The organism is Serratia sp. AS12, assembly GCF_000214195.1.
Lineage (GTDB): Bacteria > Pseudomonadota > Gammaproteobacteria > Enterobacterales > Enterobacteriaceae > Serratia > Serratia plymuthica.
In genome coordinates, this window is record NC_015566.1 from 1,540,671 (window position 1) to 1,565,534 (window position 24,864).

The 24,864-nt window shown below is 60.1% G+C and carries 28 protein-coding genes; 17 read left to right on the top strand and 11 right to left on the bottom strand.

Features of this window, described 5'->3' with window-relative positions:
* Positions 1–51 precede the first annotated feature (51 nt).
* From SERAS12_RS07225 to SERAS12_RS07240, 4 genes are read left to right on the top strand one after another with little or no spacing between them, the layout of a single operon-like run.
* Positions 52–1,212, top strand: coding sequence for an ABC transporter permease (locus SERAS12_RS07225; protein WP_013812086.1), 1,161 nt, complete (start codon positions 52–54; stop codon positions 1,210–1,212).
* Positions 1,209–2,144 (top strand): ABC transporter ATP-binding protein, encoded by a 936-nt coding sequence (locus SERAS12_RS07230; protein ID WP_013812087.1) that lies wholly within the window; start codon positions 1,209–1,211, stop codon positions 2,142–2,144. Before SERAS12_RS07225 ends, SERAS12_RS07230 begins: the two co-directional genes overlap by 4 nt.
* A complete protein-coding gene (locus SERAS12_RS07235) occupies positions 2,141–2,917 on the top strand; it encodes an ABC transporter permease (RefSeq protein ID WP_013812088.1) in 777 nt (258 codons plus the stop codon). The genes SERAS12_RS07230 and SERAS12_RS07235 overlap by 4 nt, the downstream gene beginning before the upstream one ends.
* A gap of 5 nt (positions 2,918–2,922) precedes the next feature.
* A complete protein-coding gene (locus SERAS12_RS07240) occupies positions 2,923–3,705 on the top strand; it encodes a phosphate/phosphite/phosphonate ABC transporter substrate-binding protein (protein WP_013812089.1) in 783 nt (260 codons plus the stop codon).
* Between the two features lie 27 nt (positions 3,706–3,732).
* On the opposite strand, the gene SERAS12_RS07245 is transcribed toward SERAS12_RS07240, so the two are convergent.
* On the bottom strand, positions 3,733–4,464 hold the full coding sequence (locus SERAS12_RS07245; protein WP_013812090.1) for an SDR family oxidoreductase: 732 nt from the start codon (positions 4,462–4,464) through the stop codon (positions 3,733–3,735).
* Positions 4,465–4,592: 128 nt separating this feature from the next.
* Between SERAS12_RS07245 and SERAS12_RS07250 the strand changes: the two genes are divergently transcribed.
* Positions 4,593–5,504: a LysR family transcriptional regulator gene (locus SERAS12_RS07250; protein WP_013812091.1), complete on the top strand. Its 912-nt coding sequence runs from the start codon at positions 4,593–4,595 to the stop codon at positions 5,502–5,504.
* Here the strand turns inward: SERAS12_RS07250 and SERAS12_RS26420 are convergent.
* From SERAS12_RS26420 to SERAS12_RS07265, 4 genes are all read right to left on the bottom strand, one after another.
* Entirely contained in the window at positions 5,492–5,668 is a 177-nt protein-coding gene (locus SERAS12_RS26420) for a hypothetical protein (protein ID WP_006324305.1), read from the bottom strand. The two genes, SERAS12_RS07250 and SERAS12_RS26420, sit on opposite strands and share 13 nt — an antisense overlap.
* Positions 5,669–5,814: 146 nt before the next feature.
* On the bottom strand, positions 5,815–6,726 hold the full coding sequence (gene yedA, locus SERAS12_RS07255) for a drug/metabolite exporter YedA (protein ID WP_013812092.1): 912 nt from the start codon (positions 6,724–6,726) through the stop codon (positions 5,815–5,817).
* A 148-nt stretch (positions 6,727–6,874) separates the two neighbouring features.
* Positions 6,875–7,366, bottom strand: a complete 492-nt coding sequence (locus SERAS12_RS07260; protein ID WP_013812093.1) for a DUF2878 domain-containing protein — start codon at positions 7,364–7,366, stop codon at positions 6,875–6,877.
* Between the two features lie 33 nt (positions 7,367–7,399).
* Complete coding sequence (locus SERAS12_RS07265) at positions 7,400–8,053, bottom strand: metalloregulator ArsR/SmtB family transcription factor (RefSeq protein ID WP_013812094.1); 654 nt, start codon at positions 8,051–8,053, stop codon at positions 7,400–7,402.
* A gap of 104 nt (positions 8,054–8,157) precedes the next feature.
* Between SERAS12_RS07265 and SERAS12_RS07270 the strand changes: the two genes are divergently transcribed.
* The 6 genes from SERAS12_RS07270 to SERAS12_RS07295 all read left to right on the top strand — a co-directional run bounded on the left by SERAS12_RS07270 (position 8,158) and on the right by SERAS12_RS07295 (position 12,737).
* On the top strand, positions 8,158–9,609 hold the full coding sequence (locus SERAS12_RS07270) for an MFS transporter (RefSeq protein WP_013812095.1): 1,452 nt from the start codon (positions 8,158–8,160) through the stop codon (positions 9,607–9,609).
* 33 nt (positions 9,610–9,642) lie between these two features.
* The gene (locus tag SERAS12_RS07275) at positions 9,643–10,488 is read left to right on the top strand and encodes an AraC family transcriptional regulator (protein ID WP_013812096.1); all 846 of its coding nucleotides are present in this window, start codon (positions 9,643–9,645) and stop codon (positions 10,486–10,488) included.
* A 70-nt stretch (positions 10,489–10,558) separates the two neighbouring features.
* Positions 10,559–11,269, top strand: a complete 711-nt coding sequence (locus tag SERAS12_RS07280) for an AzlC family ABC transporter permease (protein ID WP_013812097.1) — start codon at positions 10,559–10,561, stop codon at positions 11,267–11,269.
* Positions 11,266–11,577: an AzlD domain-containing protein gene (locus tag SERAS12_RS07285; protein ID WP_013812098.1), complete on the top strand. Its 312-nt coding sequence runs from the start codon at positions 11,266–11,268 to the stop codon at positions 11,575–11,577. The genes SERAS12_RS07280 and SERAS12_RS07285 overlap by 4 nt, the downstream gene beginning before the upstream one ends.
* A gap of 69 nt (positions 11,578–11,646) precedes the next feature.
* Positions 11,647–12,216, top strand: coding sequence for a helix-turn-helix domain-containing protein (locus tag SERAS12_RS07290; protein ID WP_013812099.1), 570 nt, complete (start codon positions 11,647–11,649; stop codon positions 12,214–12,216).
* A gap of 2 nt (positions 12,217–12,218) precedes the next feature.
* Positions 12,219–12,737, top strand: a complete 519-nt coding sequence (locus SERAS12_RS07295; RefSeq protein WP_013812100.1) for a GNAT family N-acetyltransferase — start codon at positions 12,219–12,221, stop codon at positions 12,735–12,737.
* A gap of 248 nt (positions 12,738–12,985) precedes the next feature.
* Here SERAS12_RS07295 and SERAS12_RS07300 read toward each other — a convergent pair whose 3' ends face one another.
* The 3 genes from SERAS12_RS07300 to ompC form a co-directional block, all read right to left on the bottom strand.
* The gene (locus SERAS12_RS07300) at positions 12,986–13,801 is read right to left on the bottom strand and encodes a 5'-nucleotidase, lipoprotein e(P4) family (RefSeq protein WP_013812101.1); all 816 of its coding nucleotides are present in this window, start codon (positions 13,799–13,801) and stop codon (positions 12,986–12,988) included.
* A gap of 40 nt (positions 13,802–13,841) precedes the next feature.
* Positions 13,842–14,690, bottom strand: a complete 849-nt coding sequence (locus SERAS12_RS07305; RefSeq protein WP_013812102.1) for a GNAT family N-acetyltransferase — start codon at positions 14,688–14,690, stop codon at positions 13,842–13,844.
* Between the two features lie 270 nt (positions 14,691–14,960).
* Positions 14,961–16,058: a porin OmpC gene (gene ompC / locus SERAS12_RS07310; RefSeq protein WP_013812103.1), complete on the bottom strand. Its 1,098-nt coding sequence runs from the start codon at positions 16,056–16,058 to the stop codon at positions 14,961–14,963.
* A 392-nt stretch (positions 16,059–16,450) separates the two neighbouring features.
* Between ompC and SERAS12_RS07315 the strand changes: the two genes are divergently transcribed.
* From SERAS12_RS07315 to dinG, 3 genes are all read left to right on the top strand, one after another.
* A complete protein-coding gene (locus SERAS12_RS07315; protein WP_006324318.1) occupies positions 16,451–16,768 on the top strand; it encodes a carboxymuconolactone decarboxylase family protein in 318 nt (105 codons plus the stop codon).
* Between the two features lie 4 nt (positions 16,769–16,772).
* Entirely contained in the window at positions 16,773–17,165 is a 393-nt protein-coding gene (locus tag SERAS12_RS07320) for a tautomerase family protein (RefSeq protein ID WP_013812104.1), read from the top strand.
* A 67-nt stretch (positions 17,166–17,232) separates the two neighbouring features.
* The gene (gene dinG, locus SERAS12_RS07325; RefSeq protein ID WP_013812105.1) at positions 17,233–19,431 is read left to right on the top strand and encodes an ATP-dependent DNA helicase DinG; all 2,199 of its coding nucleotides are present in this window, start codon (positions 17,233–17,235) and stop codon (positions 19,429–19,431) included.
* Here the strand turns inward: dinG and SERAS12_RS07330 are convergent, their stop codons facing one another.
* Entirely contained in the window at positions 19,432–19,866 is a 435-nt protein-coding gene (locus SERAS12_RS07330) for an Lrp/AsnC family transcriptional regulator (RefSeq protein WP_013812106.1), read from the bottom strand.
* A gap of 137 nt (positions 19,867–20,003) precedes the next feature.
* Here SERAS12_RS07330 and SERAS12_RS07335 point away from each other — a divergent pair, with 137 nt between their 5' ends.
* A complete protein-coding gene (locus tag SERAS12_RS07335; protein ID WP_013812107.1) occupies positions 20,004–20,918 on the top strand; it encodes a DMT family transporter in 915 nt (304 codons plus the stop codon).
* Here SERAS12_RS07335 and SERAS12_RS07340 read toward each other — a convergent pair.
* Positions 20,877–22,229, bottom strand: a complete 1,353-nt coding sequence (locus SERAS12_RS07340) for a DHA2 family efflux MFS transporter permease subunit (protein ID WP_013812108.1) — start codon at positions 22,227–22,229, stop codon at positions 20,877–20,879. The two genes, SERAS12_RS07335 and SERAS12_RS07340, sit on opposite strands and share 42 nt — an antisense overlap.
* 112 nt (positions 22,230–22,341) lie before the next feature.
* Here SERAS12_RS07340 and SERAS12_RS07345 point away from each other — a divergent pair, with 112 nt between their 5' ends.
* Both SERAS12_RS07345 and SERAS12_RS07350 read left to right on the top strand, forming a co-directional pair.
* On the top strand, positions 22,342–23,256 hold the full coding sequence (locus tag SERAS12_RS07345; RefSeq protein ID WP_013812109.1) for a LysR family transcriptional regulator: 915 nt from the start codon (positions 22,342–22,344) through the stop codon (positions 23,254–23,256).
* A gap of 73 nt (positions 23,257–23,329) precedes the next feature.
* On the top strand, positions 23,330–23,959 hold the full coding sequence (locus tag SERAS12_RS07350; protein WP_013812110.1) for a LysE family translocator: 630 nt from the start codon (positions 23,330–23,332) through the stop codon (positions 23,957–23,959).
* Between the two features lie 2 nt (positions 23,960–23,961).
* Here SERAS12_RS07350 and SERAS12_RS07355 read toward each other — a convergent pair whose 3' ends face one another.
* Positions 23,962–24,798 (bottom strand): helix-turn-helix transcriptional regulator, encoded by an 837-nt coding sequence (locus tag SERAS12_RS07355; protein ID WP_004942209.1) that lies wholly within the window; start codon positions 24,796–24,798, stop codon positions 23,962–23,964.
* Positions 24,799–24,864: the final 66 nt, after the last annotated feature.

Consider the following 24,864-nt stretch of genomic DNA (forward strand, 5'->3'; position numbering starts at 1 on the left):
TTGGGAGAGGGGCGGGATACGGCCCACCAGACATGGAGCCGGAGAGTTTCTTTGATTATTGCCGTAAAAAACCGCGTTTTACTGACATTGCTCATCCTGTTGCTGCTGGCCGCATTTGGCCTGCCATTTCTCAGCTATGCCCCCAATCGCCTGCTGTCGGGCAAGCCCATTTCCCTGATCTCCCTGCTGCATGGCCCGGCGTTGTGGCTGTTGGCGCCGATGCTGGTGCTGGCGGTGCTTAGCCTGCTGGCGCCGAGCAGGCGCAATGCGTTGCTCACCGCGCTGGCCGCTTCGGCATTGCTGACGCTGGCCTTCTGGCTGAGCGGCCATGCCGCACAACAACTGGCGCAGGAAGGGGCCAAACTGGCGCGCACCTCCTGGGGCAGCGGCTGCTGGCTGATAGTGGCGTTGAGCTTGCTGATGGCCGCCGACGCGTTGACCCGCCTCGCTGCCTCGCACCTGTGGCGTATCCTCGGCAATCTGCTGGTGGTGCTGCCTGCGTTAGCGCTGCTGTTTGGGCATCAGTTGGATCAGCTTTCGTTGCTGAAAGAGTACTACAACCGGCAGGAGGTGTTTGACGCCGCGCTGTTACAGCACCTGACCATTCTGCTGGCGACGCTGGTACCGGCGCTGCTGATTGGCGTGCCGCTCGGGGTACTGTGTTTCCGTTCCCGTCGCTGGCAAACGCCGATCTTCTCCACCCTGAACATTATCCAGACCGTGCCCTCGATTGCGCTGTTTGGTCTGCTGATAGCACCATTGGCCGGATTGGCGACGGCGGTACCCTGGCTGGCGGAGCACGGCGTGAGCGGCATCGGCATGGCGCCGGCGATCGTTGCGCTGGTGCTGTACGCCCTGTTGCCGCTGGTGCGCAGCGTGGTGGCCGGGCTGCAAAGCGTGCCGGCCAGCGTGATCGAGTCTGCGCGTGGCATGGGCCTGACGCGCGGGCAGATTTTCTTGCGCGTGCAGTTGCCGCTGGCGTTACCGCTGTTTCTGACCGGCGTGCGCATTCTGGCGGTGCAAACCGTCGGCATGGCGGTGGTGGCGGCGCTGATCGGTGCCGGGGGGTTTGGCGCCATCGTCTTCCAGGGCCTGCTCAGCAGCGCGCTGGATTTGGTGTTGCTGGGGGTGATCCCGGTGATTGTGATGGCGGTAATCGTCGATTCGCTGTTTAAATTTATGGTTTCATTATTGGAAGTGTCACGCCGATGATTCACTTTAACCAGGTCAGCAAGATTTTTCAGGGCAAGCCGGCGGTGGACGACCTTACGCTGCAGATTGCCGAGGGCGAATTTGCCGTACTGATCGGCACCTCGGGTTCCGGTAAATCCACGACGTTAAAAATGATCAACCGGCTGATCGAGCACGATCAGGGCAAGATTTATTTTGCCGGCGAGGAGATCCAGAAATTCAAACCGCAGGATCTGCGCCGCCGGATGGGCTATGCCATCCAGTCGATTGGCCTGTTTCCGCACTGGACGGTGGAGGAGAACATCGCCACCGTGCCGCAGCTGCTGAAATGGCCGCGAGCGCGCATCCGTGACCGGGTGACCGAACTGCTGGAGCTGCTGCACCTGGAGCCGGATCTGTTCCGCCGCCGCTACCCGCACCAGCTTTCTGGCGGGCAGCAGCAGCGGGTTGGGGTGGCGCGCGCGCTGGCCGCCGATCCCGAGGTGCTGCTGATGGATGAGCCTTTCGGTGCGCTGGATCCGGTGACGCGGGCGGCGCTGCAAACGGAGATTGCGCGCATTCATCATCTTTCCGGGCGCACCATCGTGCTGGTGACGCACGACATCGACGAAGCGCTGGCGCTGGCGGACCGCATCGTATTGCTCGATCAGGGGCGTATTGTGCAGCAGGGTACGCCGCTGGAGATGCTGACCGCGCCGGCCAACGATTTTGTCCGCGATTTCTTCGGCCGCAGCGATCGCGGCATCAAGCTGCTGTCGCTGGGAACGGTGGCGGAGCGCGTGCGTCCCGGCAGTGCCGACGGCGAGCCGATCGCTGCCGCCATGAGCCTGCGCGAAGCCCTGTCGGTGTTTGTGGCGCGCGGCAGTGAACGTTTACCGGTGGTGGGCGAACAGGGCGAAGCGCTCGGCGTGCTGCATTTCAACGATCTGATTAACCAAAAGGCGCTGTCATGAGTGCGCAGCGTCCCACGCGCTGGCTGCGCGATCCGCTGCCCTGGACCTTTGCATTGCTGCTGGCGCTGGTGTTTGGCATGAATCATTTGCACGGGCTGTTCGCTGCCTGGTTCCCCGATCTGGACCGGCCGGTCTATCAGCAAGACAGCTTTATCTCGCTGGTGTGGGCGCATCTGTTGCTGGTGGCGATTTCCAGCCTGATCGCCGTGGTGATTGGCGTGGCGGCCGGGATTGGCGTGACCCGCCGGGCCGGCAAGGAGTTCCGCTCGCTGGTGGAAACCCTGGTGGCGGTCGGTCAGACCTTCCCGCCGGTGGCGGTGCTGGCGGTTGCCGTGCCGGTGATGGGCTTTAGCGAGCAGCCGGCGATTATTGCCCTGGTACTGTACGGCCTGCTGCCCATCTTGCAGGGGACGCTGGCGGGGATTGAATCGGTGCCCAGCGCCACGCGTGAGATTGCGCAGGGAGTGGGGATGAACGCCAGGCAGATCCTGTGGCGGGTCGAGCTGCCGCTGGCGGCGCCGGTGATTGTCGCCGGTATCCGCACGTCGGTCATCATTAACATCGGCACGGCGGCGATCGCCTCCACCGTCGGCACCAAAACGCTGGGTTCGCCGATCATCATCGGCCTGAGCGGTTTCAATACCGCCTATGTGATCCAGGGCGCAGCGGTGGTGGCCTTGCTGGCGATCATCACCGATATGCTGTTTGAGCGCTGGGTGCGCTATCTCACCGCCTGGCGTCAGCAGACGCTGGCGGATCCTTCTGTGGGGTAAGGGACATGAAGCAGGTATCTTTGCCGATGTACGGCGTTACGCATCAACCGGCCGAGGCCTTTTGGCAGGTGCTGCGCGAAAAACTTCAAGACTTGGGGCTGGCGGATTTGCCGCCGCAACTGAGTTGGCCGCAGGATTTGGCGCGGCACTGGCAGCAGGACGATGTCTTGCTCAGCCAGACCTGCGGCTATCCGCTGGTCAGTAGCCTGCCGCAGGTACAACTGGTCGGTACTTATCACTATCGCGTCGAGGGTTGCGAGGGGCCGGAATACAGCAGCTGGTTGGTGGTACGCGATGATGAGCCGGGCGAAAGCCTGGCGGATTTTCGTGGTCGGGTAGCGGCCTATAACAGCACCGATTCGCAGTCTGGCCATAACAGCCTGCGCGCACTGATCGCGCCTTTGGCGCAAGACGGAAAATTCTTCCGCGCCGCCATTGCCTCCGGCGCGCATTATCAATCGCTCAGGCTAATCCAAAGCCGCGAAGCGGACATTGCGGCCATTGACTGCGTCAGCCTGGAATTGCTCAAACGGGCGCAACCGCAGGCGTTGGCGGGGGTGAAAATTATTGGCCGGACGGCCGTCGTTCCGGGGCTGCCGCTGATTACTCCTGCGCATACGCCGCCGGAACAGCTGGAAATATTGCGCGCCGGAGCGAAGGCGATGGTGGGGGAAGCGGTGAGCGATAGCCTGCTGATTGGCGATTTCACGCTGGTCCCCCGTTCGGCGTACCAAAAAATCACCGCACTGGAACAACAGGCCGCCGCGCTGGGGGTGACGGCGTTGTAGGCGTTCCCCAGGCGGCGCTTGCCAAATTTACAGCAGGCCGCCGCCGTCGATATCAATCACGCTGCCGGTGATAAAGCCGTTTTCCATTGCCAGCAGATACCCTGCCGCCACGTCCGCCGCCTGGCCGACGCGCCCGACCGGCAGCCCGGCGCCGATGTTGGCGAACATCGCCTGACGCCGTTCGGCGCCAAGGGCATCGTAAGCTTCGGTGGCGGTAACGCCGGGGCTGACCACGTTGACCCGTCGCGGCGCCAGCTCTTTCGCCAACTGTTTGCCAATCGCCTCCAGCGCCGCATTGATGCCGGTTTTAATCAACTGCCCGCTGAGGTATTTGCGCGACAGCTGGCCGGAGGTCAGGGTGATGGAGCCCTGTGGCGACAAGGTAGGCAGCGCAGCCTGTATGGCACGCAATGCGCCCCACAGTTTGACGTCGAAATTGGCCTGCGCCTCGTCAAAATCCGTATCCGCCAGCAGTTTGGCCTGGACGACCGGCCCGGCGGTGAACACCAGATGATCGAACTCGCCGACCTCGGCGAACAGCGCACGCAGCGAACTTTCGTCGGTGACGTCCGCCTGCATTACCCGCAGGTGGCCGCCGTCGGCGGGCTGATAGTGTTGCATGCACCCGGTGCGGCGTGAGGCCAGCACTACGCTGGCGCCGTTTGCCACGGCGGCGTAAGCCACTGCCGCGCCGATACCGCTGTTACCGCCAAGGATCACCAGCTTTTGCCGGTTCAGGGAAGAAGAAGAGAGGGTCATGATAGCGCCTCGATTGCCATGAATGTCGATGCTATCTATCATCAATCATTGAAAATCCGCGAAAAATCAGCCTAAATGGTAAACACTTATAAATTATTTTTAATAATAGGCGTAACGCCAGGATCTCCATGACATCCTTTATCGATCTCGACGTGTTCGTTCGTACGGTTGACGGCGGCAGCTTTTCAGAGGCGGCACGTGCGTTGGATATCACCCCGGCGGCGGCCAGCATTGCGGTTAAAAGGCTGGAGCAGCGGCTGGGGGTACGGTTGTTGGTGCGCTCCACCCGCAGCCTGCGGTTGACGGAGGAAGGGCGGCGTTATCTTGATAGCGCCCGGCTGGCGTTAGGCGCGTTGGCGGAAGGGGAACAGGCGATACGCGAGAAACACCAGGGGCTATCCGGCATGCTGCAAATTTCTGCGCCGTCGGATTTTGGCCGCAACCTGCTGTTGGGTTGGCTGGACGAATTCAAGCTACAGCACCCGCATATTCAGCTGCAATTGCTGATTAACGACCGCCAGGCCGATCTGTTCCGCGAGCCGGTAGACATTGCGCTGCGCTTTGGCCAACTGGCGGATTCTTCGCTGGTGGCGCTGCCCATTTTGCCGCAGCACCGGCGCTTAATCTGCGCCAGCCCGGCTTATCTGCAACGGTATGGGGTGCCGCAGACGCCGGCAGAACTGGCGCAACACGGCATTCTGATTTATCAGCCCAGCGGGCGCAGGCAGGCCGAATGGCGCTTGTGGCGTGGGGATGAGTGCATTGAAGTGCCGTTGAACGGCCATTATTTTACCGACGACGGCGAGGTGGCGCGGCGCTGGGCGCTGGCCGGGCACGGTATTGTCCGTAAATCGGCCATCGATGTGGTGGCGGATATTCACGCGGGGCGTTTGGTGCAGCTATTGCCGGAATGGCAGAGCGACGCGGTGCCCATCAGCCTGGTGTGCCCGCACCGTTCGCAGGTATCGGAGCGCGTCAGGCTGTTGCAACGTTTTTTACAGCAACGTTGCCAGGGCTGGATGGAGCATCACTTGGCTTGAATGCTGTCCGCCGGAGCCGTGCTTACGGCGGCATCGCTGGTGGTGGTGCTTTCTTCGAGCGGCGTGGTGGAACGGGTGTACATATTCAGCCCGGCCAGGAATACGCCACCCAGTGAACCAAAGGCGGCCAGGGCGATAACGATGATAAAGGCTTTTTTCAGCATAGGAATAATTTCGCAGGTTGTTCGGAACAGCGGGAATTATAGACCCTTTGTCGGGTGAAACAAGACTCGTTTTTATACCCGTGGTCTTTCCTGCCGCAGCTTTGTTGGCGGCGGCATAGGGGCGAATATCTTCGCCCCTGGTCATACTATTTGCTGTTTATACGGCTTGCCGGGCGGGTGAACAGGTATTTGCCCAGCGTCACCAGCACCACCGCAGCGACGATAATCACCAGCGCGGCCCATTCACGCGGCGCCAACGACTCGCCGGCAAAGCCGATGCCGAGCAGCACCGCCACCACCGGGTTGACGTAGGCATAGCTGGTCGCTACCGCCGGGCGCACGTTTTTCAGCAAAAACATGTAGGCGCTGATCGCCAACATGGAGCCGAAGACGATCAGATAACCCAGCGCGAAGAAGCCTTTGGCGCTGGGCATCTGGGTGAGGCGTTCGCCGCTCAGTTGGCTGACCGCCAGCAACACCACGCCGGCGACCAGCATTTCCGCCGCACCGGCCATGGGCCCTGCGGGGAGTGAGATGCGTGACCCCAGCACCGATCCAAACGCCCAACTGGCGGAGGCCAGCAAGATGAGCAGCGCGCCGGTCGGGTTGCCGACCAGGTTATTGCCGGTATTCAGCAGCACGATCCCCACCAGGCCCAGCGCAATGCCCGCCCATTCCAGTTTGGTATTGCGCATGCCCCACAGCAGGCTGAAACACAGGGTAAACAGCGGTACCGTCGCCACCATTACCGCGGCAATGCCGGAAGGCACGTTCTGATGCTCCGCCACGGTCACCAGGCCGTTGCCCACAGCCAACAGCAAAATGCCGATGGTGCCGGCGGCCAGCCACTGTTTTGGCGTTGGCAGGGCATGGCCGCGCAGCGCCAGGAAACTGAACAGCACGATCCCGGCGACCAGAAAGCGAATGCCGGCCATCATCAACGGCGGCCAGCTCTCTACGCCCAGACGAATAACGAAGTAGGTCGACCCCCAAACAATATATAACGTGAACAGTGCCCCGATTAACGGCAGGACGTTACGGCTATTTTGGCTAAGCATGGGTTTTTATTCTGCAGGGAAGGTTATTATTAGAGGACTCAGTAAACCCGATCGGGTGGAGGATAAGCAACGCTTTTCAGCAGTTTTTTAATGGAGAAAGGGCCAGTGAAAAAGCGATATTCCGCCGAATGGCAGGTAACCCGCGCGGTTACGGGGCCGGTTTGTTCAGACGAGGCCAACTTACGGCGGGCAGAAAGATGGCCCAACCGACAGAAAGCAGCAACAGCATGATTTCCGGCGCGGTACCTGGCTGTATTGCACCCAACTTCCAGCCGATAATGCCCGCCAGCGGCCCGGCGATGGAACCCAGGACCGCCAGCGGCAAAGGGGCGGATTTGATCAGATCCAGCAGCCAAAACCACCAGCAGCCAAAGGCCAGCCACAGGGCAACCATCCATAACGGCAACAGGCTGTGGCCGCTGAAATGCAGCACGCCGGTGTAGTTCCACAGGCTGTCCATCAGGATACCTGTCAGGGCGGCCAACAGCGCCCATCGCCGCCGGTGCGCCGGGGTAAAGATGAGTGCCAGCACCGCGCCGGCCAGCAGTACGGCATTGACCCGATCGCGGCCCAGGACCGCCAGCAGCCAAGCGGTGTTGATCCCCAGCGTCGCCAGCCAGAATCCGGCGTGCGGTTTCATTGCGGTTTTGCCCAGTACATGGGGAGGGCCTGCTTACAGCAGCGAGATGCGATAAGCGCAACGTCGCGCGCCGGCCAGGATATGTTCGGAACGCTCAACCTGCGCCTGCAACACCTCGGTGAAAATGCTCAGTTCAGCGCGGCAGAATCCCTGGCAGACGGTGGCGGCGGCGCAGATCGGGCAGTGATTTTCCACCAACAGAAACGAGCCGTCTTCCTGGGCGCGCCATTCGGCCATGTAGCCTTCGCGGGTGCGGATGGCCGTCAGGCGCGCGACGCGCTCTTGCAAATCGGTCGCGCCGATCATCGCCTGTTTGTAGTTAATGCGCGTTTCCTGTTCGCGGGTGTCGATCAGCAAGTCAATCGCCTGTTCGCCCAGTTTGTCGCGCACGGTGCGCAGCAGTTGCACCGTTAATTCGGAATGGGTATCCGGAAAACGTGCATTACCGGCAACGGTCAGATGCCACAGCTGCACCGGGCGGCCGACGCCGCGCGTTTCCGCCACCGCTTCAACCAAGCCCTCTTTCGCCAGCTTGACGAACTGCTGGCGCGCAGCTTCACCGGTGGTGCCAAGGACTTTCCCTGCATCAGACGCTTGTTGTGGGCCGCGGGTTTTCAATAGTGTCAACAAACGGTCACTGACCGACTGTGCGGTGCTATCGCTATTTTCCAAGTTTATTCTTGACATATTTCTCCGCCTCGCCCTACCATTATTCCAAGTTAACACTTGTTAAATTTAACGCAATATCACCCGCAACTCAATGCCATTACTCTGAAAACAGGACGACAACTGTGATAACTAACGATGATAGTCGCTGGGGCGATCTTTTCTCCGGCAAAAATGGCGCCAGCGCGATTGCGCTCTCACTCGGCGTAGCGCTGCACGCCATCAATATTCTGGTCGCCACCACTATTTTGCCCTCGGTGGTGCAGGATATCGGCGGCCTGAATCTCTATGCCTGGAACACCACGCTGTTTGTGGTGGCGTCCATTCTCGGCTCTGCGTTATCCGCGCGGTTGCTCAGCGGCTATGGCGCACGCAGCGCCTATCTGGTGGCGTCGCTGTTTTTTATCGCCGGAGCCATGTTGTGCGCGCTGGCGCCGTCGATGCCGGTGATGCTGATCGGCCGAACGGTGCAGGGGTTTGGCGGCGGTCTGATCTTTGCGTTGTCCTACGCCATGATCAATCTGGTCTTTGAGCAAAAGCTGTGGCCGCGTGCGATGGCGCTGGTGTCGGCGATGTGGGGCATTGCGACGCTGGTGGGGCCGGCGGTGGGCGGGATTTTTGCCGAACTGAACGCCTGGCGCTGGGCATTCGGCATCCTGTTGCCGATCATGGTGCTGTACGCCGGTTTCACTTTCCTGATCCTGCCCAAGGGGAAACCTCAGCAACAGGCGGCGCCGTTGCCGGTGGCTCAGTTGCTGCTGTTGGCGACGGCGGTGCTGGTGGTATCTGCCGGTAGCCTGGCGGACAGCGCGTGGGTCAACATGGGCGGCATTGCTCTGGCGCTGCTGTTGATGGCCTGGCTGATACAGCGCGAAGCGCACTCTCGCGCACGGCTGTTGCCGCATGGCGCTCTGCGTCGCGGCTCCCAGCTGGCCTCGCTGTATATCACCGTCTCCCTGCTGGTGGTAGGCATGACCAGCGAAATCTTCGTGCCTTACTTCCTGCAAACCCTGCATGGTCAATCGCCGCTGATCTCCGGTTACATTGCGGCCACCATGGCGGCGGGGTGGACGCTGTCGGAGATCCTCAGTTCCGGCTGGCGCAGTGCGGGCATCCGCCGGGCGATCATCAGCGGGCCGCTGTTCGTGCTGGTGGGGTTGTTGGCGCTGGCTATCCTGATGCCGACACCTTCCGGCGGCCACTGGCTGGCGCTGACGCCGATCGTTATCGCGCTGACGCTGGTGGGATTCGGCATAGGTTTCGGCTGGCCGCATCTGCTGACGCGTATCCTGCAGGTCGCCCCTGAAGCGGATAAGGATATCGCCGGCGCATCCATCACCACGGTGCAGCTGTTTGCCACCGCCTTTGGCGCGGCGCTGGCCGGGATGATCGCGAATCTGGCCGGGCTGAACGAGCCGGGCGGGGCAGTGGGGGCGGCCAATGCCGCACGCTGGCTGTTCCTGCTGTTTGCCCTGGCGCCGTTGCTGGCGGTGTTTAGCGCCTGGCGCTGTGCGGCCATCGCGCCGCCGGCCAACGAGACGGGCAATTTTGTACAAAACCATCCGTCCACTGAATGATAGAATAAACTTCATTCAGCGGAGGCGGATACTATGGTGGAAAGCGCAGGGCGTAACGCTCGTCGGGAGCAGGCCAGCTTCATGCACGTCGACGAACTCGGCGGGTTGGGGGTGCTGCAGGCTACCTATCGCCGTCAGACTTTCTCGCGCCACAGCCACGAAGGCTTCTGCGTGGGGGTGATCGACGACGGCGCCCAGCGTTTTTACCGGACCGGCGGCGAGCACGTGGCGCCGCTGGGCAGCATCATTCTGGTCAACGCCGACGATATCCATACCGGCAGCGCCGCCAGCGAAGACGGCTGGTCCTATCAGGCAATGTATCCCACCCCGGAGTTGCTGGCGTTTCTCTCGCGAGATTTGAAAACCGGCGCCGGGGCAACGCCTTATTTCCCCCATCCGGTGATTCACGATGTCGGTCTTGCCGGGCAGCTGCGGCTGGCGTTCAGCCTGCTGCGCAGCGATGAAAACCGTCTGCTGAAAGAAACCATGGTGTTTTCTGCGCTCACCTGGCTGATGCTGCGGCACGGTAAAAGCCGCATCGACCCCGCGCCGCAGAGTAAGGCGCAGCGCCAGGTCACGCAGGTAAAGGCTTTTCTGGATGATTTCCCCGAGGCAGACGTTTCGTTGCTGGAGTTGGCGGAACGGGTGGCGCTCAGCCCTTACTATCTGCTGCGTCAGTTTCAATTGGCCACCGGTTTGCCGCCGCATGCTTACCAAATCCAGGCCCGGCTGCGCAAGGCGCGCCAAATGCTGAAGGCCGGCCACGGCGTGCTGGACAGTGCGCTGAGCAGCGGTTTTCACGATCAAAGCCATTTCCACCGCCATTTCCGCAAATCGATGGGCATCACGCCGGGCGACTATGTTAAATCGCTGAAATAGCCGCGCAATCCTGTGCAATACCCCGGAAGCCTCCTGCCGTAGGCTGTGCCTTCAAACGAAGGAGAACAGCATGACGCATTTATCAATCCTCACCGAGCCGCCGGTTTCCCGACTGCGCCCGGCGCTGCAAGGGGCGGCGGCGATTCTGCCGCTGTGTCTGGCGGTGTTGCCCTGGGGCATTCTGGCGGGGTCGATGGCCATTCAGAGTGGTTTGACCGCGGCGCAGGGGCTGGGCATGTCGGCCATTGTCTTTGCCGGAGCCTCGCAACTGGTGGCGATGGGCATGATCAAAGGCGGGGCGGGGTTGCTGGCCATTTTGGTCTCGACCTTTTTTGTCACCGCCCAACATTTTCTGTATGGCCTGCGGCTGCGGGAAAGCGTAGCGCCGCTCCCTTTACGTTGGCGTTTGCTGTTGGGGTTCCTGTTGACCGATGAGCTGTTTGCCCTCACCGGCAACCAGGCCCCGGCGCGCTTTAACCGCTGGTACGCGCTGGGTGCCGGGCTGACCTTTTACCTGAGCTGGATTTTTTTCACTCTGTTGGGCGTGCTGGCCGCCGGCAGCGCCGAGGATCTGGACCGTTATGGCCTGGATTTCTCCATTGCCGCCACTTTTATCGCCATCGTGGTACCGATGATCCGTAGCCTGCCGGTGCTGGCGTGCGTACTGACTGCGTTGCCGCTGTCGGTGGCGCTGCATTATTTTCAGGTGCCGGGCGCGTTGATTATCACCACCGTCGCGGCGATGGGCGCCGGCATGCTGTGCAGCAAGGGGCGCCCATGATTTGGTTGACGATAGTGCTGATGGGCCTGGTGGTGTTTTTCAACCGTTACTGTTTTCTGGCACCAGGCCTGCCGGTGCGGCTGTCGCCACGCTTCAGGCGCCTGCTGAGTTTTTCCGTGCCGGCGGTGCTGACGGCGATCTGTGGGCCGATCCTGGCTTTCAGCGGCGATACCTTGCGCGCGGTACCGGATAACCCTTATCTGTGGGGCGCGCTGTTTGCGGTGATACTGGCGTTTTTCTTGCGCAATATGTTGGCGGTGGTACTGCTGAGCATGCTGATTTTTATCGCCCTGTGCGGCCTGTTTTAAAATCCGGTTGACGAATCCCTTATTTGAGATTATTTCTCTTATATGGGATTTATCATCAGGAGCATGAGAATGGATAATGGATTGGAAAGCGCCGATCTCCGTTTGGCACAGCGGCTGTCTGACTTGCGTCAGCGGCAGAATTGGTCGCTGGAGGAGTTGGCGCAGCAAACCGGCATCAGCCGGGCGACGTTGTCGCGGGTGGAGCGCGCGGAAACCAGCCCGACCGCTTCGCTGCTGAACAAGCTGTGCTCGGCGTATGGGCTGACCATGTCACGCCTGCTGAGCGAGGTCGAGGATGAACCGCCGGAGCTGCTGCGCCGTGAGCAGCAACCGGTGTGGGTCGACAGCGCCAGCGGTTTTCATCGCCGCTCGGTATCGCCGCCCGCCGCGCTGTTCAAGGCGGAGTTTATCGAAGGCCGGCTTGAAGCCGGGGCGGAAATTGCCTATGACGCGCCTTCGGTACATGCGCTTGAGCACCATCTTTGGCTGTTGGAGGGCAGGCTTGAGCTGACGCTTGATGACCGCACCTTCCAGCTTGAGCCGGGCGACTGTCTGCGTTACCGGCTGTTCGGCGCTTCCAAGTTTGCTGTGCCCGGCACCACGCCGGCCCATTACACCCTTGTTATCTGCAGGCCCTGATCATGATTGAGATACAGCAACTGAACGCCGACGAGGTACAAAACGCTCTTCCCGAGCTGGCCGAGATGCTGCAAGCCAGCGTATCGCAAGGTGCGAGTATTGGTTTTGTAATGCCTTTCACCCTGGAACAGGCGCAGGCGTTCTGGCGCCGTCTGCTGCCGGCGATTGAGCGTGAAGAAAGGATCCTGCTGGTTGCCCGGCAAGCGGGGCGAGTGGTCGGTACGGTGCAACTGCTGCTGGACATGCCTGACAACGGCCGTCACCGCGCCGAGGTAGTGAAATTGATGGTGCATCCGCAGGCTCGCCGCCAGGGCATCGCCCGTGAGCTGATGCTGCAAATTCAGCAAAGGGCGATTCAGCATCAGCGGCATTTATTGGTGCTGGATACCCTGACCGGCGATACGGCCGAGGGCATGTACCGTCAACTGGGGTTTCAGCTGGCGGGAAGCATTCCGCAGTACGCCCGCGCCAGCAACGGCAGCGCGCTGGATGCCACCAGTTATATGTACAAATTATTGTAAGTATACCCGTCGTCTTTCAAGCTACAGCGTTGTTGGCCGCGCTCAGTAACGTGGCCCGTCCATGGGCCACGCCCCTTAAGGGGCCGCTGCAAGCAGCGTTCAAATCTGCTCCCGACAGATTTGTCACCCCAGTCACTTACTTGAGTAAGCTCCTGGGGATGAACGAGCTTGCCGCCTGGCTGTAACTTGAAATCCATAGGGTATACGCAGAGCGCGACTGTACTGGAAACTACGCTGTTTGTACGCGATTACTGCCCGTTCCAGGCCTTGATGGCCCGTTGGCGGATTTGCAGCTTCTGCTCCGGCGTCAGCTTGTTGTAATCGCGGGCCATACCGCTTTCCCAGTCGCCGTACAGCGGGTTAGGCAACACGATAAACTCGGTACCGAACTTGCTTTGATTATCGCTGACGAATGCCCGACGTTGCGCATTATCCTTGTGATAGGTTGCCGCGCCGAAGTCGTTCAGGTTGTCGCCGGCGTACACCACGATGTCATAGCCTGCCTGTTTGATAGCGTCAAAACGCGCCTGCTTATTGGACGTGTCGCTGCTGAGCAGCACGGTTTTTTCCGACATGCCGGTAAAGCCCAGTTTCTGCATATTGGCGACCGTAGCGGCGTATTCGGACACTTTGCGATTGGAGACGTAGAACATCGTGCCCTGGTGGCTGTTGACGTAACGGGCAAACTGCACCGCGCCCGGCACGGCCCCCGCCTGTTCGGCCTGCGACCATTTCGCCCAGGTGGCGGCGGCGAACGGCTTGCCTTGCTGTGCCTGCCAGCCGGAATACGGGCTATTGTCCAGCAGGGTTTCGTCCAGATCGACCACCACGGCCTTCTTCTTGCCCGGCGCGGCCCTGGCCTGATCGAAGGCGCGTTTGCCGCTGTTGAATGCCTGGTGCGCCAACGCCTGGTATTCACCGGACTGTTGGAACCAGTTCAGCGCCAACACCGATTGGTCTGCCAGCCGCTGTTGGGCTTGCAGATCGGTTTTCGGCGGCTGCGCGCAGCCGGTCAGCGTCAGTAGCGCGATGCCGATCGCCGCGCCAAGGGTCATTTTCTGCATGTTTTCTCCTGCCCTGAATAAAGGGATAACTTTCGGGTTGTTATTGTGCGGTATTCAATGTCATCGCCATCTCAAACTGGCGTAGCGCGTCTTGCCGCCAGCCGAGCCGGTCAAAGAAGGGCGCTGCTACCTCGGGAACGTAAACGTTGGCCGCCAGCGGCAGCGGCGAAAAGTGTGCTTGCAACGCAGCCAGCAGCGCCCGGGCATGTCCTTTGCCGCGGTGCTGCGGCGGCACGTAGATCATACGTAAGAAACACTTCTCTGCCCCGGTCTGCACCACCGCATAGGCCTGGCGGTCAAGGGTGAAGGCGTGCGGTTTGCCGGGCAGTTTGTAGAGCGATTCCGGTGCGATCAGCCAGGGCTGGTCGGTGGCGCCTTCGGCCGTCAGGCGGTGCGAGACGGTCAACGGATCAATCTCTTGCAGCACCGCCACGTCGGCGGTTGTCGGTTCATCGGCCTGGTGGCCAGTCAGGGTGCGGACGATACGCAGGCCAGACTGGTGGTAGAGCGCCAGTGCGGCGTCATTGCCTTCGATCACTTCCAGCGACAGCCGACGATCGCCACGCTTACGCGCGTCGGCGACGATGCGCTGCATCAGTGCTTTCCCCAGCCCTTTGCCACGCATTTCCGGGCGGATGGACAGCGCCGCTACCCGGCTGTGCAGGCCACGGCGGCTTATCAGCGCCAGCGCCACCGGCTGTTGTTGATGGGTGACGATAAGGCTGTCGTTCAGGCTGAGGTCTTCGGCGCCAAAGCGGCTGGCAAAGGTGGCGCCGTCAATGAAAAAACGCACAATGTAGTTTTCAAAACAGTGGCAGAGGATCTGCGCCAATTGGTCGCTGCTGTAGCGCAGGGCACTTTGATACTCAAACCGTCCATCGTTGTGCATGGCTTATTCCTGTGGGAAAGGGAGGCGATACCCGTCATCTTTCAGGCTGCAACCTTGTGGTCGGCAACGTGAAAGCCGTAGGGTATTACATCTATACCCGATTGTTTTACAAGGCAAGTTTCTGCGTGCGGTTACGGGATGCAGAGCGGGAATCGGGCAGGGGCCTGGGGGCAGAAAGCGCAAATGAAAAAAACCGGGCGCAGCCGCCCGGTGAAATAAATCTTTTCAAGTAGCCGAAGCTAAAGATTGCAGTGGTGGTTATTCGTCACATCAGAACTGGTAAGTCAGGGCGACGGCTACAACGTCGTCGGTTTTCAGGCCCAGCTTATTGTTGTCGTCGAGTTGGTTGATTTTATAATCGATATAGGTCGACATGTTCTTGTTGAAATAGTAGTAAGCGCCAACGTCAAAATATTTCACCAGGTCGGCATCGCCGACGCCTTCAATATTTTTCCCTTTCGACTGAACATAACCCAGCGATGGGCGCAGGCCGAAGTCGAACAGATATTGCGCAACCAATTCCACGCCTTCCGCCTTGTTGGCAAAGCCGCTAACGGAGGTGGAGTTGTTATTGATGGTCGCGGTGCCGGAAATAGGCACGATGTTATGGCTCTGCGAATAGGTCGCGGCCAGGTAAACACTGTTGTTGTCGTATTTCAGACCGCCGGCCCAGATATCGGCTTTATCGCCTTTACCGAAGGTGCCTGCTTTTTGGCCTGCAGTACGGTTGGAAGAGGCATAGGCACCGCCCAGGCTCAGACCGTCGATGATTTCGTAGCTGGAAGACAGACCCCAACCGTCGCCGTTCGCCTTGCTGCCGGCGCGGCCATCGTTTTCGTTTTTGCCCTGGTACTGTACCGCGAACTTCAGGCCGTCGACCAGGCCGAAGAAATCGTTGTTACGGTAGGTTGCCAGGCCGTTGGCGCGGCCATTCATGAAGTTGTCGGTTTTGACGTAAGCGTCATCGCCGAACTCAGGCAGCATATCGGTCCAGGCGCCCACGTCATAAATAATGCCGTAGTTGCGGCCGTAGTCGAATGAGCCGAGATCTTTGTATTTCAGACCGGCGAAGCCCAAACGGGTCTTGGTGTCTTTCGCACTGTCGGATTCGGCATGGTTAGCCGAAATCTGATATTCCCACTGGCCGTAGCCGGTCAGCATATCGTTAATTTGAGTCGCGCCTTTAAAACCGATACGCACGTAGGTTTTATCGCCATCATTACCGGTATCGTCAGAGAAATAGTGCAGTGCTTTTACGCGGCCGTAAAAATCGAGCTTGTTGCCGTCTTTATTGTAGATTTCTGCTGCCTGTGCTGTCTGCGCAATTAAAAGTGCCGGAATAATAACGGCCAGAAGATTACGTTTCATGATTTACCCTGCTTTATTCGATTGAAAGACGCTTATCATCAGTTGTACTGCTGTTTCACTGTGCCGCCTGTTTGTTTGCGGCGAGGATTTTTTACCTCAGTTATGTGATCTATTTATGACAAAATATTCATTTCCATATCGAACGATTAAAAAAGTTGCATAAAGAGTGAATTTCTTCAACGGACAGGTGTCTGCGGCCAATTTACCGCTAACAATATCTCTCCAGGTTTCTGGAAGAATCATGCGCGAGATTTATGCACCGGGCAGTCCCGGGCGCCGTTCAATGATCCAACTGTTCTGATTTTGTGGATTAAGACTGTCAAAAATCCCGATTTTCACCGGCCATGACGGCGAGTAGCTTAAGGCTATCCGTTAAACAGCAGGAGAAAATGATGCAACCTTCCCAACAGGCCGGCCAACAGGCGTTCGGCGATATTGCCCCCAAGCTGGCGCAGCTCAGCGACAGCGTATTATTCGACGATGTGTGGCAGCGGCCGGAGCTTGGCCCGCGCGAACGCAGCCTGATTACCGTCGCCGCGCTGGTGGCGCTGAATCGCGTAGAGCAGTTGCCGTTTCACTTGCAACTGGCGCAACGCAACGGCGTGAACCGCGAGCAACTTGCCGAATTGATCACCCATCTGGCGTTCTATGCCGGCTGGCCGGCGGCGGCTAGCGCCGTGGCGCGCCTGCGTGAATTGGAACAGGAGTAACGTTATGCCTTTCAGCCGCATTGCCTTGCATCAGGGAAAATCAGCGCAATATCTGCAAACCCTGTCCGACAGCCTGCATCAGGCGTTGGTCGACACCTTCAACGTGCCGCCGGCCGACAAATTTCAGGCCATCGATCAATACCGCCCCGGAGAGTTGATTTACGACCGCGATTACCTTGGCGGGCCGCGTTCGGCGGATTATGTGCTGTTTTACATCACCATCGGGCGCCCGCGCGATACCGCCACCAAACAGCGTTTTTATCAACGGCTGGCGGCGCTGCTGGGGGAGAACCTGCAACTGCGTCCGGAAGATGTGATGATCGTCATCACCACCACTCAACTGGATGAGTGGTCGTTCAGTGCTGGCCGTGCCTCAATGATTGAAAGCCAGCCATAACTCGGGCTGACTCGGCCGGCGGTCTGTGGGACAATAGCGCCATCATTTCGTTTAGATATAGAGTTGAATGGCGCTCTCCCCCGCAGTAAAAGATCAGATTGGCCAGTGGTACAAAGCCCTGCAGCAACAAATACCGGATTTTATTTCCCGTGCGCCGCAACGGCAGATGATCGCCGAAGTCGCCAAGACGCTGGCCGGCGATTACCCGCGCCATCTGGCGATTGAGGCGCCGACCGGCGTCGGTAAAACGCTGTCGTATTTGATCCCGGGGATCGCCGTTGGCCGCGCGGAGAGCAAACCGCTGGTGGTCAGCACCGCCAACGTGGCGTTGCAGGATCAGATCTACAGCAAAGACTTGCCGCTGCTGAAAAAGATCATCCCCGATCTGAAATTCACCGGTGCCTTTGGCCGTGGGCGCTACGTGTGCCCGCGCAATCTGGCGGCGCTGAGCACCGACGTCAGCGAGCAGGGTGACCTTACGCTGTTCCTCGATGACGAACTGGCGCCGTCCAGCGGCGAAGAGCAGGCGCTGTGCCAAAAGTTGACCAAGGCGCTCAACCGCCATGAGTGGGACGGGCTGCGCGACCATTATCAGCTGTCGATCGACGATCCGCTGTGGGGCAAACTGAGCACCGACAAAGCCAACTGCCTGGGGCGCAACTGCCATTACATCCGCGAATGCCCGTTTTATATCGCCCGCAAAGAGATTGAAACCGCCGACGTGGTGGTGGCCAACCATGCGTTGGTGATGGCGGCGCTGGAAACCGAATCGGTGCTGCCGAACCCGAAAGAGCTGCTGCTGGTGCTGGACGAAGGCCATCATTTGCCGGAGGTGGCGCGCGATGCGCTGGAGATTGACGGCGAAATCACCGCGCTGTCGACCAACCTGCAATTGGATATGATCGTGCGCCACGTCGAACAGTGCATGACGCAATACCGGCCGAAAAACCCGCCGGGGCTGGCAAATGACGAACGATTGAAAAATCACTGCGAAGAGTTGCGTGAGCTGATCCAGATCTTCGAGCATCAGGTCAGCGCCTATCTGCCCACCGACAGCGCTCCCGCCGAACACCGGTTTGAAATGGGCGAGCTGCCGGCGGAGATGGTGGAAACCAGTGCAAGGTTGTTTAAGCTGACCGACGCCTTGCGCGGGGTGGCGGAGTTCATATTGAACGATCTCACCGAACAGACCGGCAAGCACGATATCGTGCGCCTGCACCGTTCGATCATTCAGATGAGCCGCACGCTGGGCTATCTTGAGGCGATGAGCAAACTGTGGCGGCTGGCGGCGCTGGATAAATCCTCCAACGCGCCGATCTCCAAATGGGTCACGCGCGACCTGCGCGATAACGTGACGCACTTGTATCTGCACTGCGTTGGCATTCGCGTCAGCGATCAGTTGGAAAAGTTGCTGTGGCGCAAAGTGCCGCACGTGGTGATCACCTCGGCGACGCTGCGTTCGCTAAACAGCTTTGCGCGCCTGCAAGAAATGAGCGGGCTGAGCGAAAAGGCCGGTGACCGCTTCGAAACCCTGTCCTCGCCGTTCAATCACGTTGAACAGGGCAAAATTGTCATTCCGAACATGCGCTTTGAACCGGCGATAGCCAACGAAGCGGAACACCTGGAAGAAATGGCGCGTTTCTTCCGCGCCGAGCAGGCCAGCGGCAAACACAAGGGTATGCTGATCCTGTTCAGCAGCCACCGGGCGATGCAAACCTTCCTCAGCTACGTTACCGATCTGCGCCTGATGTTGCTGGTGCAGGGGGATCAGCCGCGCTACCGGCTGGTTGAAGAACACCGTAAACGGGTTGAAAAGGGCACGGCCAGCGTGTTGATTGGCCTGCAGTCGTTTGCCGAAGGGCTGGATCTGAAAGGTGAACTGCTGACCCAGGTACATATCCACAAAATCGCGTTCCCGCCGATCGACAGCCCGGTGATCCTCACCGAGGGCGAGTGGCTAAAATCGCTAAAACGTTATCCGTTTGAAGTGCAGAGCCTGCCCAGCGCTTCGTTCAACCTGATCCAACAGGTTGGCCGGTTGATTCGCAGCAATGAGTGCCACGGCGAGATCGTGATCTACGATCGCCGTCTGCTGACCAAAAGCTACGGGGCGCGGCTGCTGGCGGCGTTGCCGGTGTTTCCGATTGAGCAGCGCGAGGTGCCGGAAGCGGACAAGGCCCACAAGGCTGCGCTCAAGTCTGCCGCTGAAGCGGAGAAAAAAGACAAAAAGCGCAAGAACCCGTTTACCCGCCGACGCACGCGTTAATCAAAGCAGCGGCGGCAGGCGGCGCTTCACCGGCGTGGTTTTGACGATCGAGGTGTTGCTCTGCGCCCGCTCGGCCAGCTTGTCGAGGATATGGTCGAGCTGCTCCATCGAATGCGCCACCAGGCGCACGATAAAGCAGTCCTCGCCCGTCACCTTGTCGCACTCGATCACTTCGGGGATCTCCTGAATCATCTGCTCGACCTTTTTCAGCATGCCCGGCAGCGGCTTGATGCGCACCAGCGACTGAAAAGCGTAACCCAGCGCCTGCAGATTGACGTTCAGGGTGTAGCCCTGGATCACGCCGCTTTCCTCCAGCCGCCGCAGCCGCTCTGAGGTGCTGGGCGACGACAGCCCGGCCCTGGCGCTCAGGGTTTTCAGCGACGCTCGCGCGTCCTCCGCCAGAATGGTCAGGATCTGGCGATCGATATCATCCATAAGCTCTCCATTAGGTATTTTGTTTATTACACCTGCGATAAAAAGGCAGTTAAGCATATTGGCCTTTTTTATGCGATGGAAACCTGTGCGGAAAAACCTCAAGCTAAGGGCATAGGCTTAACCTTGAGGAAATAACCATGAACGCAGAGATAAAGCGCGGTTCGCTGGAGATGATAGCCGCGATGCTGATTTCCGGCACCATTGGCTGGTTTGTACTGATGTCCGGCCAGCCGGTGATCAATGTGGTGTTCTGGCGCTGTGCGGTGGGCGCGCTGGTGTTGCTGGCTATCTGCGGAGCGCTGGGACAACTGCGGCGCGATTGCCTGACGCGCGCCACTTTGTTGCTGGCGATTGCCGGCGGTGTGGCGCTGGTGATCAACTGGCTGCTGCTGTTTGCCGCCTACTCTTATGCGTCCATATCCATTGCCACCGCGGTGTACAACACCCAGCCGTTTATGTTGGTCGCGTTGGGAGCGCTGTTTCTCGGCGAGAAACTCACCGCCCGCAAGCTGCTGTGGCTGGCGTTGGCGTTTGTCGGCATGATGCTGGTGGTGCTGGCTCAGCCCAAACAGGCGGGCGATCAGAGCAACTACCTGATGGGTATTTTGCTGTCGCTCGGTGCGGCATTTTTCTATGCGCTGATGGCGTTAGCGGCCAAACGGCTGAAAGGCACGCCGCCGCATCTGATTGCACTGATTCAGGTGACGGTCGGCGTGGTGATGCTGTTGCCGCTGGTGGATTTCCACGCGCCGGCGACTGCCGGGCAATGGGGCATGCTGGCCACGCTTGGCGTGCTGCATACCGGGTTGATGTACGTGCTGCTGTACGGCGCGATCCAAAAACTGCCGACTAACCTGATCGGATCGCTGTCGTTTATTTATCCGATCGCCGCCATGCTGGTGGACCGGCTGGCGTTCGGTCATCGGCTGGTCGCGCTGCAGTTTGCCGGCGCCGCCATTATCTTGTTGGCGGCAGCGGGCATGAACCTGCTGGGAGAGCGCAAGGTGAAATTAGCGGTTACGCCAGGCGGCAAGCAGGCATCCGAACAGTGACAACGTCAGTAATAACAGCATCACCGCCCGGTAGCCGTAGGCCGGGTAAATCAACGCAGCCAGTGCCAGACCCACCGCGCCGCCCAGGTTGTGCAGCGTCCAGGTGATGCCCAGCGCGCCGCCGCTTTGCGCTTCGCTGACGGTGCCGAGCGTCGCCATCACCAGCGGGCCGAGGATGCAACCCCAACCCAGCCCCATCAGAGCGAAGGCGCTGAGGATCAGAGGCAACGGGCTGGTGGCGGTAAACAGACTTTGCAGCGCGGCGGAGGCGGCCAGCGCCGCAAAACCGAGGATCAACGCCGGTCGTGGGCCGGATTTATCCACCCATCGACCCACCCAGGGCGAGATGAATGCCATCACTGCCGTGGTGGGCAACAGCAACAAACCCAGTATTGCGCCCCCGTAGTGGCGGGTGCTTTCCAGATAGATTGGCATCAGGAAAAAGGCGGCGCAGTAGAAGAAGGCCAGCAGCGCGCTCAGCAGGCAGACGCGCAGTAAGGCTGGGCTTCGCAGCAATTCCAGCGGCACCAGCGGTGAATGCGCCCGACGCTCGACCGGCAACAACAGGCCCAGCGCGGCTACCGCCAACGCGGCTGTCAGCAGGGTCTTGGCATTCAGCCAGCCCCACTGGCCGCCCTGGCTGATGGCCAGCAACAACCCGGCGATGCCGACAATCAACAGCAACAGACCGGGAATATCCAGCCGCGCGCCTTGCTGTGCGCGTGATTCCCGCACCGTTCCCAGACAGAACGCGAAACTCAGCGCGATCAACGGCACGTTCAACAGAAACACCCAGCGCCAGCCCAGCGAGCCGACCAACAGGCCACCGGCAACCGGGCCGATCGCCAGGCCCAGTCCGTTCACCGCCAGTAAAATACCGATGGCGCGACCGCGCTGCTGCGGCGGCCAGGCATCGGCGACAATCGAGGTGGTGGCGGTGTACAACACGGCGCAGGCCGCACCCTGTACGAAGCGCCAGACATTGAGCAGCTCAATGCTGCCCGCCAGCCCGGCGCCCAGCGACGCGCCGGCGAACACCAGCATCCCGCTGTACAGCACTCGACGGCGCCCGTACAAATCTGCCAGCCGCCCTGCGCTGACCATAAAGGCGCACAGCGCCATCACGAACAGCGCCATTACCCACTGTACGCGGCTCAGGCTGGCCGCCAGCTCGCGCTGGATGGCCGGTATTGTGGTATTGACGATGGTGAAATCGATACAGCCCAAAAAGCTGGCGATGCTGATGCCGATCAGCAATCGCCACAGGCGGGGTGTGCCGGTTTCGGTCAGGACTTCGCTGTGTTCGCTCATGGGTTTTCCTCGGCTGAAAATAATGCGTTCAGTTTACTCAGTGCAGAGAGTAGCCAGTGGCGGCGTTTCATCGTTTAATAAGCGAATTAATGTCGCCAATAGGGCAGCCATCATGATCTCCAGCGAACGATTACATGCGATCCGCGCCTTTGTGCAGGCCGTTCAGGCCGGCGGTTTTAGCCGCGCGGCGGAACAGCTCGGACTTTCCCGTTCAACCGTGGGTAAAGCGGTGGCGCGATTGGAGCAGCGGTTGCAGGTGCGATTGTTTCAGCGCACCACGCGCAGTTTGTCGCTGACTGATGAAGGGCAGCTGTTTTATGACGACTGTCTTAAAGCGCTGGCGGCGCTGGAAGCGGCGGAAAGCCAACTGGCAGCCCGCGCCCGCACGCCGGAAGGACGGTTGCGGGTATCGCTGCCGGTGCTGTTCGGCCAAAAATGGGTGTTGCCGCCGCTGTTGGTGCTGACGGACCGCTACCCGCAGTTGCATCTCGAAGCGCTGTTTTCCAACCGTGCGTCAGATCTGGCGGAAGAGGGCATCGATCTGGCCGTGCGCATTGGCTCCCCCGGCGATGCGGCGGCCATCACTGCGCGCCAGTTGGGCGAGCAGAAGCAGATACTTTGCGCCGCACCGGCCTATCTGGCGCGGCAGGGGGAGCCTGGTGCCGTGGCTGAGCTGTTGCAGCATCAGGCGATCGGCATGCTGCGTGACGGGCGTAGCCAGCCCTGGCAACTGCTGGACCCACAGGGGAAAACTCAGCGGCTGCAACCGCCGGCCCGCCTGCGGTTGGGGAATATGGAGGCGGTGCTGAGTGCCGCCTGCGCCGGGCACGGCATTGCCATGTTGCCGCGCTGGCTGGCGCACGACGCGCTGACGGCGGGAACGCTGCGGGAAATCCTGCCAGACAGCTGTGGGCCGGGGCTGGCGATTAACGTCGTCTGGCTGAAGGGGACCGCGATGCCGCTACGGGTGCGGGTGGCGATCGACGCTCTGTTGGCGGCTTTCCTGCCCAAAGCTCCGTGGCAATGATTTGGCGCTGGTAAACGCCGATGGCGTGGCTATGATAAAGCTTCGCTCCCGCCACGTTCAGCTCAGGTGATTTATGGTTGATGCTTCCACGCTTTTATTGTTTTCCGGTGCCTGTCTGGCGTTAACGCTAACTCCAGGCCCGGATATGCTGCTAATCGCTTCGCGCAGCGTCAGCCAGGGGCGTCGCGCCGGTTTCGCGTCACTGGCGGGGATCCAGCTCGGCACTTACTGCCACGCGTTGGCGGCGGCGTTGGGCCTGTCGCAGCTGTTTGTCGCGGTGCCGCTGGCCTATGATGCGGTGAGAATGTTGGGTGCAGCTTATTTGCTGTACCTGGCGTGGAAAACGCTGCGATCAGGCAGCAGTTTACAGGCATCTTCCGGATTAGCCGCTGTGCCGACAGCGCGAATTTTCCGCCAGGGGCTGTTCACCAACCTGCTCAATCCGAAAATGGCGCTGTTCGTTCTGGCACTGTTCCCGCAGTTTCTCGATCCGCATGCCGGTTCAGTGGTGGTGCAGATGCTGCTGCTGGCGACGGTACTGAATCTGGTGGGCCTGCTGATTAACGGCGGGGTGATCCTGGCGGTCAGCGGCATGAAAAGCCGTTTTGTCGGCCGTCGCTTCAGCGCACGCTGGCCGAACTACCTGCTGAGTGGCGTGTTCGCCGGGTTGGCCTGCAAGCTGATTTTTGACGGCCGCAAATAGCTTCATGCCTGCAACAACGCCTCAAACGCCGCGCTGGCCGGGCATTGCGCCAGCGCGCTGTACATCACCAGCCGCAAATGATTTTCCTCATCGACAATAAACGACGCGTGCTCAAAGGTCACCTGACCGGCCCCCGGCACGTTGAAGGTGCGTTGCCCCTGGCAACGACCGTGAATGTCATGCTGTTGCCACAGCTGGCGGAACTGCGGCGATACCTGCTCCAGCGCCTGTATCCGTTGCTGCATGGTGGCGTCATCTGGCGCGCGGGCATAGTCGCGGCGAAAGCTGGCGAGGATTTGCGGCGCCTGTGCCTGCCACTCCACCAGCCGTTGGTTGAGTTGCGGATCGGCGAACAGCATCCACAGCATGTTGCGCTGCTCCGCCGGGCGATCGCCGATGGCGAACAGCCTTTCCGCCGCCGGATTCCAGGCGATGATGTCCCAGCTCAGGTTCATTACGTAAGCCGGGCGCAACTGCAGGTCGTCCAGCAGGCGGCGCACCAGCGGTGAAACCTGGCACCACTGATGGCCGACCGGTACCGGCGGGCGCTGATGCGCCAGCAAAAACAGATGGTATCGTGCGGTCGCATCCAACTTTAACACCCGCGCCAGATTCTCCAGAAAATCCACCGAAGCGTTGATTTCCCGCCCTTGTTCCAACCAGGTGTACCAGGTGAGGCCCACGCCCGCCAACGCCGCAACTTCTTCGCGCCGCAGCCCCGGCGTACGGCGTCGGTTACCGCTCGGCAAGCCGACAGCCTGCGGCGACAGTTTCTCGCGCTTCTGACGCAGAAAGTCCGCCAGATCCTGACGGGTTCGATTGAGGGTACGTGGCGGCATACGGCTGTCCTGTTGTTTTCAGTAATAGTATAAATGGCTATATAGTAACAGTTTAAGACATGTTCC

Coding starts and splice junctions, on each gene's coding strand:
- SERAS12_RS07230 (WP_013812087.1), top strand. CDS start 1,209: ATGATTCACTTTAACCAGGTCAGCAAGATTTTTCAGGGCAAGCCGGCG.
- SERAS12_RS07235 (WP_013812088.1), top strand. CDS start 2,141: ATGAGTGCGCAGCGTCCCACGCGCTGGCTGCGCGATCCGCTGCCCTGG.
- SERAS12_RS07240 (WP_013812089.1), top strand. CDS start 2,923: ATGAAGCAGGTATCTTTGCCGATGTACGGCGTTACGCATCAACCGGCC.
- SERAS12_RS07245 (WP_013812090.1), bottom strand. CDS start 4,464: ATGACCCTCTCTTCTTCTTCCCTGAACCGGCAAAAGCTGGTGATCCTT.
- SERAS12_RS07250 (WP_013812091.1), top strand. CDS start 4,593: ATGACATCCTTTATCGATCTCGACGTGTTCGTTCGTACGGTTGACGGC.
- SERAS12_RS26420 (WP_006324305.1), bottom strand. CDS start 5,668: ATGCTGAAAAAAGCCTTTATCATCGTTATCGCCCTGGCCGCCTTTGGT.
- yedA (WP_013812092.1), bottom strand. CDS start 6,726: ATGCTTAGCCAAAATAGCCGTAACGTCCTGCCGTTAATCGGGGCACTG.
- SERAS12_RS07260 (WP_013812093.1), bottom strand. CDS start 7,366: ATGAAACCGCACGCCGGATTCTGGCTGGCGACGCTGGGGATCAACACC.
- SERAS12_RS07265 (WP_013812094.1), bottom strand. CDS start 8,053: ATGTCAAGAATAAACTTGGAAAATAGCGATAGCACCGCACAGTCGGTC.
- SERAS12_RS07275 (WP_013812096.1), top strand. CDS start 9,643: ATGGTGGAAAGCGCAGGGCGTAACGCTCGTCGGGAGCAGGCCAGCTTC.
- SERAS12_RS07280 (WP_013812097.1), top strand. CDS start 10,559: ATGACGCATTTATCAATCCTCACCGAGCCGCCGGTTTCCCGACTGCGC.
- SERAS12_RS07285 (WP_013812098.1), top strand. CDS start 11,266: ATGATTTGGTTGACGATAGTGCTGATGGGCCTGGTGGTGTTTTTCAAC.
- SERAS12_RS07290 (WP_013812099.1), top strand. CDS start 11,647: ATGGATAATGGATTGGAAAGCGCCGATCTCCGTTTGGCACAGCGGCTG.
- SERAS12_RS07295 (WP_013812100.1), top strand. CDS start 12,219: ATGATTGAGATACAGCAACTGAACGCCGACGAGGTACAAAACGCTCTT.
- SERAS12_RS07300 (WP_013812101.1), bottom strand. CDS start 13,801: ATGCAGAAAATGACCCTTGGCGCGGCGATCGGCATCGCGCTACTGACG.
- SERAS12_RS07305 (WP_013812102.1), bottom strand. CDS start 14,690: ATGCACAACGATGGACGGTTTGAGTATCAAAGTGCCCTGCGCTACAGC.
- ompC (WP_013812103.1), bottom strand. CDS start 16,058: ATGAAACGTAATCTTCTGGCCGTTATTATTCCGGCACTTTTAATTGCG.
- SERAS12_RS07315 (WP_006324318.1), top strand. CDS start 16,451: ATGCAACCTTCCCAACAGGCCGGCCAACAGGCGTTCGGCGATATTGCC.
- SERAS12_RS07320 (WP_013812104.1), top strand. CDS start 16,773: ATGCCTTTCAGCCGCATTGCCTTGCATCAGGGAAAATCAGCGCAATAT.
- dinG (WP_013812105.1), top strand. CDS start 17,233: ATGGCGCTCTCCCCCGCAGTAAAAGATCAGATTGGCCAGTGGTACAAA.
- SERAS12_RS07330 (WP_013812106.1), bottom strand. CDS start 19,866: ATGGATGATATCGATCGCCAGATCCTGACCATTCTGGCGGAGGACGCG.
- SERAS12_RS07335 (WP_013812107.1), top strand. CDS start 20,004: ATGAACGCAGAGATAAAGCGCGGTTCGCTGGAGATGATAGCCGCGATG.
- SERAS12_RS07340 (WP_013812108.1), bottom strand. CDS start 22,229: ATGAGCGAACACAGCGAAGTCCTGACCGAAACCGGCACACCCCGCCTG.
- SERAS12_RS07345 (WP_013812109.1), top strand. CDS start 22,342: ATGATCTCCAGCGAACGATTACATGCGATCCGCGCCTTTGTGCAGGCC.
- SERAS12_RS07350 (WP_013812110.1), top strand. CDS start 23,330: ATGGTTGATGCTTCCACGCTTTTATTGTTTTCCGGTGCCTGTCTGGCG.
- SERAS12_RS07355 (WP_004942209.1), bottom strand. CDS start 24,798: ATGCCGCCACGTACCCTCAATCGAACCCGTCAGGATCTGGCGGACTTT.